Genomic DNA, 14,654 nt, shown 5'->3' with positions numbered 1-14,654 from the left:
ACACCGCGAAGGAGAAACGAGCGTTGTCCGACCTCTGGGTGACCCTGACCACGACCCGTTCCGGGCCGCCCCTGTGGGTCGTGCTGCTGTCCGCCCTGACCGCGCTGGGCGTGGTGTCGTGGCCCACCTCCTGGCAGCTGTCGCGAGGGCTGATCACCATCGCCCACGAGGGCGGGCACGCGCTGGTGGCGCTGCTCACCCGGCGCAAGCTGGAGGGCATCCGGCTGCACTCCGACACCTCGGGCGTGACCCTGACCAGGGGCAAGCCCCGGGGGTTCGGCATGATCCTGACCGCCGCCGCCGGATACGTCGCCCCGTCCCTGCTGGGGCTGGGCGGGGCGTGGCTGACCGCCTCCGGATACGTGACGGTGCTGATCACGATCGTGATCGGGCTGCTGTTCTGCATGCTGCTGCTGATCCGCAACCTGTTCGGCGTGGTGAGCCTGCTGGCCACCGGGGGCGCCATCTTCGCCTTCACCTGGTACGCGGCCCCCGACATGGACGCCGTCCTGGCCTACCTGGCGGTGTGGTTCCTGCTGCTGGGGGGCGTGCGGCCGATCGTGGAGCTCCAGCGCAAGCGGCGCCGCCACCAGGCGCCCGACTCCGACGCCGACCAGCTCGCCAGGCTGACCTTCCTGCCCGGCGGGTTCTGGGTGTTCCTGTTCCTGATGGTGGCGGGCGCGTGCCTGGTGGCCGGGGCCTATTTGCTGCTGCCCACGGCGCTCAGGCTCATCTGAGACCCGGGCCCCTCCAGAACTCGAACTCCCCGCAAGCTCGGGCCCTTCCGAAACCAGAGCCTTTCCGAAGCCCGGGCCTTTCCGAGGCCCGGGTTCCACCGTCGCGCCGTCGCGCCGGAGGGGCCGTCACCTCCGGTCCCGCGACCGGCGAGAGGCCCCGCAACAGGATGGTCACGATTTACGGACAGAGTATTAGATGGACCAATCACTGTATTTCATACTGACTTTGCGACAACCCATACACTTCCGTATCGCACCGCGGAACCGTCTCTTGTTCATTGACATTCAACAAATTTTTTGAGTTTATTATCGGGGATATCATTTCTCCTGCGAGAGGCGCTCCATGCCCCACCCCGCTTACCTCGTAGGAGCGGCCGGGGCGGGTGTCCTGCTCGCCTCGCTGGGCGTGACGCTCATGCTCGCCCGGCGGCTCAGGCGGCTTCGCGCCGAGCGGGAAACAGCGCTCACCAGGGCATACGAGGGATTCGCCCGCGACATGCACGACATCGTGGGGCACTGGCTCTGGCTGGCGTCCATCAAGGGGGAGCTCGCCCACCGGAAGGCCGGCGGCGACGCGCGCCTGCGCGCGGACCTGGAAGAGGTGCTGCAGGCCGTACGACAGGCCTCGCACGCCGTGCGGAACGTGTCGGAGGCCCGCCACCGGCTGTCGTTCTCCGGTGAGGCCGCGCGGGCCAGGACGTTGATGGAGGGCTTCGGCGCCTACTGCTCGGTCCGGGTGGACGTGGACGAGCTTCCCGAGGCCGTGAGCGCGACGCTGGGCGCCGTGGTCCGCGAGGGCGTGACGAACATGCTCCGGCACAGCCAGGTGAAGCGGTGCGCGATCGAGCTGGTCGAGCACGGCGGCCTGCTGCGCCTGACCGTCGTCAACGACGGAGCCCCCCGGAGGGAGACGCCCTCCACCGGCAGCGGCGTGGGCAACCTGGGCCACCGCCTGGGCGAACTGGGCGGCACGGTGCGGGTGGCCGGCGGCACCGACGGGTGGTTCACCCTGATAGCCGAAGTTCCGGGTATTTTTTCCGAATAACCTTCACGTCCATCGCGAAAGCGCAGGTAGCGCACACCTTCACGGTTGACAGTGTGAGTTTCGCATATGCGAGTGGTTTAGTTTGTAACTAGTGGTTTCTCGGGTTATCCGTAATTCTCTCTTCTGGAAGACAGCAGGGGAGAATGCCGTGGATGACCAGTATGAACTTTATTGCCTGGCGGACCCGCTTTTTTATGACACGCTTGACGGCCGCCGGGGCGATCACCCTGATTTCGCGCTCGCTGCCCGGGATGTCCCGGACGGCTGGCAGCACCAGGCGACCGACACCTGGATGCACTACGCGCCGCTCGCCGGTCGCACCCCCGCCCAGGGTTGGAAGATCCACGTCTCCGCCCGCGCCGAGGACGCCGACCGCGCCATAGAGGCGGTCTGGGACTACTGCGTCCCCCGCGACATCGCGTTCAAGTTCCTGCGCAGCCTGCCGGTCATGACCATGCTGAACTCCAAGGCCGCCCCCCGGGGCGCCAGCGGGAAGCTCGTGACGATCTACCCGGTGGACGAGGCGCAGCTGGAGCTCACGCTCAAGGAGCTCGACGAGCTGCTGCGGGGCGTCGAGGGGCCGTACATCCTCAGCGACCTGCGCTACGGCCAGGGCCCGCTCTTCGTGCGGTACGGCGGTTTCGCCGGGCGGCGCTGCCTGGCCGACAACGGCGAGCTGGTGCTGGCCATCGAGGACGGCGAGGGCCGGCTCGTCCCCGACGTGCGCGAGCCGTCGTTCGGCGTGCCGTCCTGGGTGACGCTGCCCACCTTCCTCGAACCCCACGTGGCCGCCCGCAACGCGGTCACCACCGAGGGATTGCCGTACCGGGTCGAGAGCGTCATGCAGTTCTCCAACGGCGGCGGCGTCTACCTGGGCGAGGACCTGCGCACCGGGGAGCGGGTCGTGCTGAAGGAGGCCCGCCCGCACGCCGGCCTGGACGCCGCCGGCCGGGACGCGGTGGCGCGGCTGGCCCACGAGCGCGACATGCTGGAGCGCCTGGCCGGGCTGGACGCGGTGCCCGCGCTGATCGACTACTTCACCCTGGGCGGGCACCACTTCCTGGTCGAGGAGTTCGTCGACGGCAACCCGCTGCAGCGGCAGCTCGTGCACAAGTACCCGCTGACCAGGGCGACCTGCGACGACGAGGCCCTCGCGGAGTACACCGCCTGGGTGCTCGACATGCTCCCCAAGGTGCGCCGGGCGGTCGTGTCCCTGCACGAGCGCGGGGTGGTCTTCGGCGACCTGCACCCGAACAACATCCTGGTGACCGAGGACGGCCGCCTGGCCCTGATCGACTACGAGGTGGCGACCCTCACCGAGGACCGCGGCCGCGCCGCGCTCGCCCACCCGGCGTTCGGCGCGCCGGCCGACCGGCAGGGTGTCGACGTCGACCTGTACGCCCTCGCCTGCCTCTGCCTCGGGCTGTTCGCCCCCCAGCTCACGATCATGCTGCCGCTCGACCGCGCCAAGGTGGCCGAGCTGGCCAGGCTCATCGGCGAGACCTTCCCGGTGCCGCGCGAGGTGCTCGACGAGGCGGTCCTGACCGTCACGGGCCCCGAACCCGCGGCGGCCACGCCGTACCCGAAGCCGGGGCTCGACGACTGGCCCCGGCTGCGGGAGGCGATGACCCGGGCCATCCTGGCGAGCGCCACCCCCGAGCGCGAGGACCGGCTCTTCCCCGGCGACGTCGCCCAGTTCCAGCCCGGCGGGGGCGTCAACCTCGCGTACGGCGCGGCGGGCGTGCTCTACGCGCTGGCCGCCACCGGCGCCGAGCGCCGTCCCGAGTACGAGGACTGGCTGCGCGCGAAGGCGCTCGCCCCCGACCCGGGGACGGGGATCGGCTTCTACGACGGCCTGCACGGCGTGGCCTACGTCCTCGACCTGCTCGGCCACCGCCAGGACGCGATCGACACCGCCGACCTGTGCCTGCGCCAGAAGTGGGAGGCGCTGGAGCTCGGGCTGTTCGGCGGCCTGGCCGGCATGGGCCTGAACCTCCTCCACCTGGGCGGGACCACCGGCGAGCGGACCTTCACCGAGGTGGCCCTGCAGATCACCGGCATCTGCTCCGACAGGCTGGGCGGGCCCGACGACGTGCCGGAGGTGAGCGGCGGCAGCCACCCCCGTGCCGGGCTGATGTACGGCTCCTCCGGGCCCGCTCTCCTCTTCCTGCACGCCTACGAGCGCACCGGCGACGCGTCGCTGCTCGAGCGGGCGGCCGTGGCACTGCGGCAGGACCTACGGCGCTGCGCCACCGGCGAGGACGGCACCCTCCAGGTCGACCAGGGCTGGCGCACGCTGCCCTACCTGGACGAGGGGTCGGTGGGCATCGGCCTGGTCCTCGCCCGCTACCTGGCCCACCGCGAGGACGAGGGCTTCCGCGCCGCGCTCGACGGCTGCCGGCGCGTCACCCGGGGACGCTACTTCGTGCAGTCCGGCCTGTTCACCGGCCGGAGCGGCATGATCGGCAGCCTCGGCTGGGGCCTGGGGCCCGAGCCGGGAGCCCCCCGCGCCGCCCCTGGTATCGACCCGGGTGCCGACCACACAGACCTGGCCGAGCAGCTCCGCGGACTGGACTGGCACGCGCTGCCCCACGGCGGCGGGCTGGCCTTCCCCGGCAACCAGCTGCTCCGGCTTTCGATGGACTTCGCGACCGGTACGGCCGGAGTCCTGTTCGCGATGAGCGCCGTGCTGCACGACCGGCCGGTGTTCCTCCCCTTCATCGAGCCGCCCGGCGGCACGAGCACCCCGGCAGGGGTGTCCGCGCACGGATCCGCCGGGCGGTTTGGCTCCCGTCACGACACATCGAAGGAGGTGTAACGACATGGTTCTTCTCGACCTGCAGTCCCTGGAGGCCCCCACCGGCGGCCACGGCGGTGGCGGCGGCAGCACTCTCACGGTCCTGGGCTGCCAGTCCGGCAAGCCCAGCAACCTGAGCGTCGTCCTCTGCCACTAGGCAACCGCTTTTCCCGATATCGGTTCGGTTCCCACCGAGTTCTCATCAGAAGTGAGGCAATCCCATGGTCCTTCTCGACCTGCAGTCCCTGGAGACCCCCGGCGGCGGCCACGGCGGCGGCGGTGGCGGCAGCACGCTGACCGTCCTGGGCTGCCAGTCCGGCAAGCCCAGCAACCTGAGCCTTCTGCTCTGCCACTAGTCCTTCCGTTCCACAGCTTCCAGAACCCGTAGAACCCGTAGAAACGGAGCACCTCCCATGGTCCTTCTCGACCTGCAGTCCCTGGAGACCCCCACCGGCGGTGGCGGCGGTGGCGGCGGCAGCACCCTCACGGTCCTGGGCTGCCAGTCCGGCAAGCCCAGCAACCTGAGCGTCGTGCTCTGCCACTAGGCAGCCCGCTTTTCCCGATATCGGTTCGGTTCCACCACGTTCTCATCAGAGTTCTCATCAGAAGTGAGGCAATCCCATGGTCCTTCTCGACCTGCAGTCCCTGGAGACCCCCGACGGCGGCGGCCACGGCGGCGGCGGCGGTAGCACGCTGACCGTTCTCGGCTGCAACTCCGGCAAGCCCAGCAACCTGAGCGTCGTGCTCTGCCACTAGTAAGACCCCGTGCCCGGGACGGCCAGCGACGGCGGCCGTCCCGGGCACTCCCCGTTCCGGGAGGGCCCGCGACGTCGAGGACGTTCCTCGACCTCGGAGAAGCCACCCGGCTCAGGGCCGGTCAGGGCCGGTCAGGGCCGTCGGGGAAGTTCGCGAAGCCGGAGAAGTCCGGGAAGTCCGGGAAGTCCGAGGAGGAGCCAACGTGCGGGCAGCGGACCGGCTGGTGGCCGACACCGTACGGCGTGGCGGACCCTGGCTGGCCGTCCTCGCGGTCACCTCCGTCCTGGGCGCGTTCGCGCAGCTCGCGCTCCCGTTCGTGCTGGGCAGGACGGTCGACGAGCTCGTGGCCGGCACGACCGGCGCCCCCGGCGGCACCGGCGCGGCGACCTGGCTCGGCGCCTGCGCCGCCGCCGTGATCCTGACCGTGGTCTGCGACACCCTCGGCGTCTGGGCCGCCGGATCGAGCGGCGCGCGCTCCTCGGCCTGGCTCAGGAACCGGGTCGTACGCGACGTGCTCGGCGTCGGGCCGGTGATCACCCGCCGGTTCCCCGAGGGGGACCTGGTCACCCGGATGGGCCTGAACACCGAGGAGATCGGGCGCGCCCCCGAGTCGATCGTCACCGGGGCCGCGCTGGTCATCCCCACCGCGGGTGGCGTGGTGGCCCTCACCCTCATCGACCCCCTGCTGACCGTGACACTGGTCGCCGGGCTCGTCCTCATCGCGCTCGTCCTGCGGGCCTTCCTCAACGTGAGCACCTCAATAGCGGGCGACTACCAGGCGGCGCAGAGCGACATCGCCGCCCGCCTGGTCGACGCCCTCGCCGGGGCCCGTACGATCGCCGCGGCCGGCACCGCCGACCAGGAGCGGGCGCGGGTGCTGACCGCCCTGCCCCGGCTGCGCGCGCACGCCATGGAGATGTGGCGGGCCAACGCGCGGGCCGGCGTGCAGGCGGGGGCGGTGGTCCCGCTGCTGGAGGTGGCCGTGCTCGGGGTGGGCGGGCTGCGCCTGGCCGCCGGGGACCTCACGGCCGGAGAGCTGTACGCCGCCGCCCGCTACGTCGTGCTCGGCGCCGGTCTCGGCTCGGCGCTGGGCTACGTCAGCCGCCTGGCCAGGGCGCGGGCCGCCGCGGCCAGGGTGGAGGAGCTGACCGCCGAGAGCCCGCGGGCCTACGGCACGCGCCCGCTGCCCGCCGGTCCCGGCACGCTCGAACTTCGCGGTGTCGACGCGGGCGGCCTGCGCGACGTCGATCTCGTCATCCCCGGCGGGCAGGCGGTGGCCGTGGTCGGCCGCTCGGGCGCGGGCAAGTCCCTGCTCGCCGCGGTCGCCGGACGGCTGGTGGACCCGCGGCACGGCACGGTCCTCCTCGACGGCGTGCCGCTGCCCGACCTCTCCCGCGAGGCGCTGCGCCACGCCGTCGGGTACGCCTTCGAGCGCCCGGCGCTGCTCGGCGACACCGTCGGCGCCGCCGTCGCCCTTGGAATCGACGCTTCCGGCGCCGGCCGCGACCGTCACGGGCCTCGTACCGGCACCGGGTCCGGCCACCGTTACCGCCGCCGCGACGGCCGGACGGACGGGAAGGGCGAGGTCGTGCGGGCGTCGGCGCGGGCGGCCCGCGCCGACGCCTTCGTCCGGCGGCTTCCCCTGGGGTACGACACACCGCTGGAGGAGGCGCCCATGTCCGGCGGTGAGCGGCAGCGGCTCGGGCTGGCCCGCGCCTTCGCGCAGGGATGGCGCCTGCTCATCCTGGACGACGCCACCTCCAGCCTGGACACCGTCACCGAGCGCCAGGTCGCCCGCGCGCTCTCCAGGGAACTGGGCGACCGCACACGCCTGATCGTGACCCACCGGGTGGCGACCGCCGCCGCGGCCGACCGGGTGATCTGGCTGGACGACGGCCGGGTACGCGCGTGCGGCGGCCACCGCGCGCTCTGGGCCGACCCGGCCTACCGGGCCGTCTTTCAGACCGGCACGTCCCCCCAGACGGCCGCGCCCTCCCGGGCGGACACGCCTCTCCGAACGGTCACCTCCCCACAGGCGGACACACCCTCCCGAGCGGTCACCTCCCCACAGACGGACACGCCTCTCCGAACGGTCGCCTCTCCACAGGCGGACACACCCTCCCGAGCGGTCACCTCCCCACAGACGGACACGCCTCTCCGAACGGTCGCCTCTCCACAGGCGGACACACCCTCCCGAGCGGTCACCTCCCCACAGACGGACACGCCTCTCCGAACGGTCGCCTCTCCACAGGCGGACACGCCCTCCCGGGCCGACGTGTCCCCCCGGCCCGAGGGGCCCTTCCGAACGGGCGCCTCCCTCCAGGCCGACGCGTCCTTCCGGGCGGGTACCTCGTGAACACCCCGGACGGGCACGTCGTCAACAGGCCCCTCCGGCGGGCGCTCAGGAGGGACCCGTACCAGCTGGTCAGGCTCGCGGGCTGGTCCGTCGCGGAGACGGCGCCCTCGCTGGTCATCGGCCTGGCCATCGCGCGGGCGATCGACGACGGCTTCGGCGCCGGACGACCCGCGGCCGGGTTCGCCTGGCTGGCCCTGCTCGGCGGCGCGTGGCTGCTGGCCGCGGTCGGCGCGCGGCAGGTGGTGATGGCCGTCGCCTCGATCGTGGAGCCGTTCCGCGAGGAGTTGCTCGCGCATGTCGTCGACGACGCGCTGCGCCACTCGGTCTCGTCCGGACGGGAACCGGGGGCGGCGGCGGTGGCCCGCTCCAACCTGCAGGTCGAGCTGGCCCGCGACGCCTTCGCCTCGGTCATCACGGTGGTCAGGTCGTTCGCGTTCACCGTGGTGAGCGTCGTGCTCGGGCTGGCGACCCTCGTGCCCGAGGTGCTCGCGCTGGTGCTGCCCCCCTTCGTCGCGGGCCTCGTCGTCTTCCTGCTGTCGCTGCGCGCCCTGGCCAGGCGGCAGCGGGACTTCATCCTGGCCGACGAGCGCACCGCCGAGGCGCTGGCCACCATGGTGGGCGGGCTGCGCGACATCACCGCTTGCCGGGCCGAGGAGCGGGTGGCGGACGACGTCGGCCTGCGGGTGACGGAACAGGCCCGCGCGGCCCGGTCGCTGGCGCGGGTGACCGCGCTGCGCACGCTGTCGCTGGCGGTGGGCGGCTGGCTGCCCGTCCTGCTGGTGCTGGCCTGGACCCCCTGGCTGGTGGGTGAGGGCGCGGGCGCCGGGGTGATCCTGGGCGCCCTGGCCTACGTCACGCAGTCGCTGGCGCCCGCGCTCGGCAACCTCGTGGAGGGACTGGGCATCAACGGGGTCCGGCTGCGGGTGGCCCTCGGCCGGCTGCTGCGCGACGGCGACCCGCCCGTACGGGCACGCGGGCGGATCGCGGCACAGGACACGAACGAGGCGGCCGAGCTGCGCGGCGTGACGTTCGCGTACGGCCCGCACGCGGAACCGGTGATCGACGGCCTGGACCTGGTGGTCCCCGAGGGCGACCACGTCGCGGTCGTGGGCCCCAGCGGCATCGGCAAGTCCACCCTCGCCGCGCTCCTGACCGGAATGCTCACGCCGGGCTCGGGCCGGGTCCTGGTGCGCGGGGTGCCCGCCGACCGGCTCGACCCCGCCGACCGGGTGCTCATCCCGCAGGAGGCGTACGTCTTCCGCGGCTCCCTGCTGGAGAACCTGACCTACCTGGCCGACGCCTCGCCGGAGGCGGTGGACGGCGCGGTGGCCGCGGTCGGCCTGACGGACCTGGTGGCGCGGCTGGGCGGCTACCCGGCCGAGATCGACCCGGGGCTGCTGTCGCCCGCGGAACGGCAGTTGGTCGCCCTGGCCCGCGCCTACCTCGCCCCGGCCCGGCTGGTGATCCTCGACGAGGCGACGTGCCACCTGGACCCGGTGGCCGAGGCCCGCGCCGAGGAGGCGTTCGCCCGCCGGGGCGGCACGCTCCTCGTCATCGCCCACCGGCTGACCTCCGCCCTGCGGGCCCGGCGGATCCTCGTCATGGACGGCACCAGCGTCCGGCTGGGCACGCACGAGGAGATGCTCGCCGCCTCCCCGCTCTACGCCGACCTGGCCGGGCAGTGGGACCCGTCGAGCGCGCAGGAGCTGGTGCCATGATCCCCGTCCAGAGTCCGAGCCCGAGGTCTTCCCCCGGAGGAATCCGATGATCTACCCTCCCGCCGAGCGGCGACCGGTCGTCGACCACCTTCACGGCCGCGCCGTGCCCGACCCGTACCGGTGGCTGGAGGATCCGGACAGCCCGGAGACCCGGAGCTGGACGGCCGCCCAGGAGCAGCTCTGGCGCGAGCACGCCGGCACGCTGCCGGGCCGCGACCTGTGGCACTCGCGGGTGGCCGCGCTGACCGGGGCCGGGACGGTCGGCACGCCGATGTGGCGCGGCGGGAGCCGGTTCTTCCTGCGCCGTACGGCGGCGCAGGAGCACGCGGTCCTCTACCGCACCGGGCCCGACGGGGTGGAGGAGGCGCTGATCGACCCGATGGAGCTCGACCCGAGCGGGCTGACCACGCTCGACCACTGGCAGCCCGACCTGGACGGCAGGCTGGTGGCGTACCAGCTGTCCAGGAGCGGCGACGAGCGCTCGGAGCTGCGGGTCATGGACGTCACGACCCGCCGGGTGGTGGACGGCCCGATCGACCGCTGCCGGTACGCGCCCGTGGCGTGGCTGCCCGACGGGAAGGCGTTCTTCTACGTGCGCTCCCGCCAGGTCCGCCTGCACCGGCTCGGCACCCCCGCCGAGGACGACGCCGTGATCATGGCCGAGGAGCGCTCGTACGGGCTGGGGATCAGTTACAACGGGCGCTGGCTGACGGTCTCGGCGATGGCGGGCGGCGGCAACGACCTCTGGCTGGCCGACCTGTCCTCCTCCTCCCCCGAACGCCCCGACCTGCGGGTGATCCAGCGGGGGGCGGGCGCGGTGACGGCGCCGGCCGTCGGCCGCGACGGGCGCCTGTACCTGCTCACCACCCTGGACGCGCCGAGGGGCCGGCTGTGCGTGGCCGACCCGGCGCGGCCGGGCCCCGAGCACTGGGTCGACCTGGTCGAGGAGGATCCGGAGGCGGTGATCGGCGAGTTCGCGATCGCCGGGGGGTCCCTCCTCGTAGGCCGGACCCGGCACGCGGTCAGCGAGATCAGCGTCCACGACCTGGCGACCGGCGGGCTGCGCGGGCTGGTGCCGCTGCCCGGCCTCGGTTCGGCCGGGGGGATGACCACCCGCCCGGAGGGCGGCCACGAGGTCTGGTTCACCTACACCGACAGCGTCACGCCCTCGGGGGTGCACCGCTACGACACGCGCACCGGGGAGACCTCGCCGTGGAGCACCGCGCCCGGCGCCGTGGAGGTGCCCGAGCTGGAGGCCCGCCAGGTGGTCTTCGCCTCGGCGGACGGCACCCCGGTGCGGATGGTCGTGCTGGCCCGCCCCGGCTCGGGCCCCAGGCCCACGATCCTGTACGGCTACGGCGGGTTCGGGCTCTCGCTCGCGCCGTCGTACTCCAGCTACATCCTGCCCTGGGTCGAGGCGGGCGGCGTCTTCGCCCTCGCCCAGCTGCGCGGCGGCGGCGAGGAGGGCGCGGCCTGGCACCGCGACGGCATGCTGGAGCGCAAGCAGAACGTCTTCGACGACTTCGCGGCGGCGGCCGAGAAGCTCGTCGCGGACGGCTGGACCACCCCCGAGCGGCTGGCCGCGTGCGGCGAGTCGAACGGCGGGCTGCTGGTAGGCGCCGCGCTGACCCAGCGCCCCGACCTGTTCGCCGCCGCCGTCTGCTCGGCGCCGCTGCTCGACATGGTCAGGTACGAGCGGTCGGGGCTCGGCCCGGCGTGGCGTCCGGAGTACGGTTCGGCCGACGACCCCGAGCAGCTGGGCTGGCTGCTGGGCTACTCCCCCTACCACCGGGTCACCGAGGGCGTCGACTACCCGGCGACGCTGCTGACCACCTTCGGCGGCGACTCCCGCGTCGACCCCATGCACGCGCGCAAGATGTGCGCGGCGCTGCAGGCGGCGACGTCGGGCCCGCGGCCGATTCTGCTGCGCCACGAGGGCGACGTCGGCCACGGCTCCCGCTCGGCGGGCCGCGCCGTCGGCCTGGCCGCGGACATGCTCGCCTTCCTCGCCGCCCACACCGGCCTGGAGGCCGGTACGTGAAGGCCTCTCCGGCTTCCTGGCAGTCAGGCGTCGGTGTCCTTGGGGTGGCGCGTCGAGGCGTAGACGAGGTGGACGGTTCTCCGGGACTCGTCGACGAGGTAACGCACGCGACCGCCCGCGGTGACCTCGTACTCCCACTGCGGGTATTCGCGACCGCCCAGGGTCCCGGCGGCGAGACGGCCTCGCAGGCGGTGCTGCCGGTCGGGGTCGTCCTGCGACAGCGGGGCGGCGCGCAGCGCCTCGAAACAGCGCCGGGTGTTGCCCGCGGCTTCAGCGCACAGATCGGCCCACCCCTTGGCCGCCTCGCTGGTGGCGAACCGCAGGTGCCACTCGTCACCGATCGGTGGCGGGGCCACCGCGTCGCCGCGCTTGGGACTCACGGCGCGATCACCTCACCGTGATCGTCATCGGGCAGCGCACGGGTGAGCTGTGCGGTCAGCGAGGGGTCTGCGAGGACGCGGGCGGTGGCACGCCATTCGACGATGAGCCGGTGCAGGGTGGCGTGAACGTCCAGCTCGACCGCGTCCCGCGTGGCGTCGACCAGTTCCTGGACGAACTCCCTCTTCTCCTCCAGGGAGAGGTGCCTTACCCAGGGGAAGACCGTGGGCAGGGCGTGCAGGACCGCGCGAGTGCCCTCGTCGCTGGCGAGGAGTGCCGCGACCATGCGGGCCGCGATGTCCGCGGTCTCCTCTCTCTGCCGGTCGTGCCGCGCGGTGGAGATGAACAGGTCCTCTCCGTCTCGGCGCTTCACATGCACCCGGTGAACGCGATCGAGGGTCTCGGCGACTCGCTTGGAGTGCTTTGAAAGATCGGAGAACGGAACGGTCGGTGTAACCATGCCACATGGTACTTCGGAACGTGTTCCGAAGTACAGCGGATCATCGATGCCGTCGACCGCCTGAGCGCCGACGGAAGCACCCTGGCCTTCGAGGTTGGGCTTGGGCCGAAGCTCCTGAGGTCCGCGCCGGTCCCATGTTTCCCGAGGAATGCGTGCGGTCACTTTCGTCTGATGACAACGAGCAATATGTGAATCGAAGACCAGCCGCGCCCATTCGTCTTCACGGCCTCTTGTCCGGTGAGTTGAGTGCGGTCCGCACAGGTCCGGATCCTGAGATCCAGACCGTCCGCCGCGGCTTTCCGCACTTTCGGCTTTCCCGCTGTGCCCTCAGGACGAACCGGCAGCCGGCCGGAACTCCGTCATCGCGCCTGTCGTTGATCGACCTGATTACTTCTTCTCGCGTAGTGAGGGCCTTTGTCACCGATCGGTTCACGGCTGGTATGCCTGGCCACCTCAGCATTCGTGGTCGCCGGATGTACCACCACGACATCCGTCTCCGCTCCCGGTGAAGCTCCCGCCGTCCCGCAACCGGTCCGGGAGACAACGGAGGGCACCGAGAACGTGGAGGACGAAGAAGCGGGATTCATCGAGATCTGCGTCGCGAAGAGGACCCGGGTACGGGTCGATTACCGGGGTTGCGATGACGCGCGGTCCGATGTCACCTGGTACTTTCTCCCGCTGGACGTTCGGGTGCCCGCCACCGGCTCGAAAGCGAAGCGGGGTTCGTTCAAGCGGCCGTCCGGTGACTCGTACCGGGCTCCCGCGAAGGGCGGCATCGGCTCGGAGGTGCGGGTCGCCGACGTCGAGGACCGCGTCGAGGTCTGCGTACGAAAAAGCAGTCGAATTCGGTTCGCCGACATCAGGTGCGATGACGGCGAGAAGGGCTACGACTGGTACTACATCCGGATCGACGGCCATGTTCCAGCAGTGGGAAAGAAGGCCGAGGACGGCTCCTTTCGGACACCGTACGCGGAGGCACACCGTGCCCGGAGAAAGGGCGGGGACGCCGCCAAGGCCGCGATCGGTTACGAAGATCCGGACATGCCCGAGGCGGAGGAGGAAGAAGAGGAATATTGCACCACGACCATCAACGGCGAGTGCGTCGCCACCAATCAGTGCACACAGACGGTGAACGGCGTCTGCACCGATGGCGAGAACGGTTCTCCGGAGTCGACCCACAGCGGGTGCGGCAACGCGTTCGTGGGCAAGCGCTGGACGCGTCGCTGCTGATCGATCGGCCGGCACCGGATCACATCGAGGAGGCCCGCGGCCGTACGGCACCGCGGCCCGGCGGTGAGCGTCCGTCTTCCGGCTCGGTGGCCGGCCGGGGCGATCGACCACGACGACGGCCGGCCGGCCCCGGTCAGCCGCGCTGACCGTCGCCCGAGGCCGTGTGCGGGCCGCGGAAGGCGCGCCGGTAGGCGTGCGGCGTGGTTCCCAGATGCCGGGCGAAATGGTGGCGCAGCGTGGCGACCGACCCGAACCCGGCTCGTTCGGCGACGAGGGTGACCGGCTCGTCGGTGCTCTCCAGATGGCGCTGGGCCAGCAGGACGCGCTGGCCGGTGAGCCACTGGAGCGGCGTGGTGCCGATCTCCCGGTGGAAGCGGCGGGCGAAGGTGCGCGGTGACATGTTGGCCCGGCGGGCCATCCTCTCCACGGTCAGCTCCCGGTGGAGGTTGGCCTCCAGCCAGGTCAGCAGTGACGCGAGGTGCCCGGCGCCCGGCTCGGGGTCCGGCCGCCTGACGTACTGGGTCTGGCCTCCGTCGCGGTACGGGGGCGCCACCATGCGCCGGGCGATGTCGCCCGCGACGGCGCCGCCGTGCTCCTTGCGGACCAGGTGCAGGCAGGCGTCGATCCCGGCGGCGGTGCCCGCGCCGGTGATGACCGGGTCCTCGTCGACGTAGAGGACGTCCGGTTCCACCCGGGTCAGCGGGTAGCGGCGGGCGAGCTCCTCGACGTGGCGCCAGTGGGTGGTGCAGCGGCGGCCGTCCAGCAGGCCTGCCTCCCCGAGCAGGAAGGCGCCGGAGCAGATGCTGAGCACCCGGGCTCCGCGCCGCACCGCCGCCCGCAGGGCCTCGGACAGCTCCTCCGGCTGCCGTACGCCCGGATCCGAGGCCGGGACGCCGATGAGGTCCGCCGACTCCAGCCGCTCCAGCCCGTGCGGGGTCTCGATGCGGAAGCCGTGCCTGGTGCGGACGCTCTCGCCCGTGGCGGAGACGACCGCGAAGTCGTAGGCGGGCAGGCCGTCGTCGCTGCGGTCGATGCCGAACACCTCGCAGAACACCCCCAGCTCGAAGGCGTGCCCGCCGTCGAGGGCCAGGACGGCGACGTCGCGCAGCATGGGACCTCCTGGTGTGACGGGTACG

The 14,654-nt window shown here is 72.3% G+C and carries 14 protein-coding genes; 11 read left to right on the top strand and 3 right to left on the bottom strand.

Annotated elements, in window-relative coordinates; genetic code table 11:
* Positions 1 to 23: 23 nt before the first annotated feature.
* The 10 genes from AC5L38_RS02000 to AC5L38_RS01955 all read left to right on the top strand — a co-directional run bounded on the left by AC5L38_RS02000 (position 24) and on the right by AC5L38_RS01955 (position 11,450).
* Positions 24 to 737: a M50 family metallopeptidase gene (locus AC5L38_RS02000; RefSeq protein WP_495240993.1), complete on the top strand. Its 714-nt coding sequence runs from the start codon at positions 24 to 26 to the stop codon at positions 735 to 737.
* A gap of 343 nt (positions 738 to 1,080) precedes the next feature.
* Complete coding sequence (locus AC5L38_RS01995; RefSeq protein WP_495240992.1) at positions 1,081 to 1,782, top strand: sensor histidine kinase; 702 nt, start codon at positions 1,081 to 1,083, stop codon at positions 1,780 to 1,782.
* A 148-nt stretch (positions 1,783 to 1,930) separates the two neighbouring features.
* Positions 1,931 to 4,600: a class III lanthionine synthetase LanKC gene (gene lanKC / locus AC5L38_RS01990; RefSeq protein WP_495240991.1), complete on the top strand. Its 2,670-nt coding sequence runs from the start codon at positions 1,931 to 1,933 to the stop codon at positions 4,598 to 4,600.
* A 4-nt stretch (positions 4,601 to 4,604) separates the two neighbouring features.
* A complete protein-coding gene (locus tag AC5L38_RS01985) occupies positions 4,605 to 4,736 on the top strand; it encodes a SapB/AmfS family lanthipeptide (RefSeq protein ID WP_389926067.1) in 132 nt (43 codons plus the stop codon).
* 64 nt (positions 4,737 to 4,800) lie between these two features.
* Positions 4,801 to 4,935, top strand: coding sequence for a SapB/AmfS family lanthipeptide (locus AC5L38_RS01980; RefSeq protein WP_389980515.1), 135 nt, complete (start codon positions 4,801 to 4,803; stop codon positions 4,933 to 4,935).
* A 57-nt stretch (positions 4,936 to 4,992) separates the two neighbouring features.
* Positions 4,993 to 5,124, top strand: coding sequence for a SapB/AmfS family lanthipeptide (locus AC5L38_RS01975; RefSeq protein ID WP_495240990.1), 132 nt, complete (start codon positions 4,993 to 4,995; stop codon positions 5,122 to 5,124).
* 76 nt (positions 5,125 to 5,200) lie between these two features.
* A complete protein-coding gene (locus AC5L38_RS01970; RefSeq protein WP_495240989.1) occupies positions 5,201 to 5,335 on the top strand; it encodes a SapB/AmfS family lanthipeptide in 135 nt (44 codons plus the stop codon).
* Between the two features lie 202 nt (positions 5,336 to 5,537).
* Positions 5,538 to 7,691 (top strand): ABC transporter ATP-binding protein, encoded by a 2,154-nt coding sequence (locus AC5L38_RS01965; RefSeq protein WP_495240988.1) that lies wholly within the window; start codon positions 5,538 to 5,540, stop codon positions 7,689 to 7,691.
* Positions 7,688 to 9,409 (top strand): ATP-binding cassette domain-containing protein, encoded by a 1,722-nt coding sequence (locus AC5L38_RS01960; protein ID WP_495240987.1) that lies wholly within the window; start codon positions 7,688 to 7,690, stop codon positions 9,407 to 9,409. The genes AC5L38_RS01965 and AC5L38_RS01960 overlap by 4 nt, the downstream gene beginning before the upstream one ends.
* 46 nt (positions 9,410 to 9,455) lie before the next feature.
* Complete coding sequence (locus AC5L38_RS01955) at positions 9,456 to 11,450, top strand: prolyl oligopeptidase family serine peptidase (protein WP_495240986.1); 1,995 nt, start codon at positions 9,456 to 9,458, stop codon at positions 11,448 to 11,450.
* 23 nt (positions 11,451 to 11,473) lie between these two features.
* Here AC5L38_RS01955 and AC5L38_RS01950 read toward each other — a convergent pair whose 3' ends face one another.
* Positions 11,474 to 11,830 (bottom strand): hypothetical protein, encoded by a 357-nt coding sequence (locus AC5L38_RS01950; protein ID WP_495240985.1) that lies wholly within the window; start codon positions 11,828 to 11,830, stop codon positions 11,474 to 11,476.
* Positions 11,827 to 12,201 (bottom strand): hypothetical protein, encoded by a 375-nt coding sequence (locus tag AC5L38_RS01945; protein ID WP_440082286.1) that lies wholly within the window; start codon positions 12,199 to 12,201, stop codon positions 11,827 to 11,829. Before AC5L38_RS01945 ends, AC5L38_RS01950 begins: the two co-directional genes overlap by 4 nt.
* Before the next feature lie 648 nt (positions 12,202 to 12,849).
* On the opposite strand from AC5L38_RS01945, the gene AC5L38_RS01940 reads away from it, so the two are divergent.
* Positions 12,850 to 13,518, top strand: a complete 669-nt coding sequence (locus AC5L38_RS01940; RefSeq protein WP_495240984.1) for a hypothetical protein — start codon at positions 12,850 to 12,852, stop codon at positions 13,516 to 13,518.
* Positions 13,519 to 13,651: 133 nt separating this feature from the next.
* On the opposite strand, the gene AC5L38_RS01935 is transcribed toward AC5L38_RS01940, so the two are convergent.
* On the bottom strand, positions 13,652 to 14,629 hold the full coding sequence (locus tag AC5L38_RS01935; RefSeq protein WP_495240983.1) for a helix-turn-helix domain-containing protein: 978 nt from the start codon (positions 14,627 to 14,629) through the stop codon (positions 13,652 to 13,654).
* Between the last annotated feature and the right edge of the window lie 25 nt (positions 14,630 to 14,654).

It is taken from the genome of Streptosporangium nanhuense (assembly GCF_059358815.1).
Note: the sequence above shows the minus strand (reverse complement) of the source record. Positions and strands in the feature narration are given on the sequence as shown.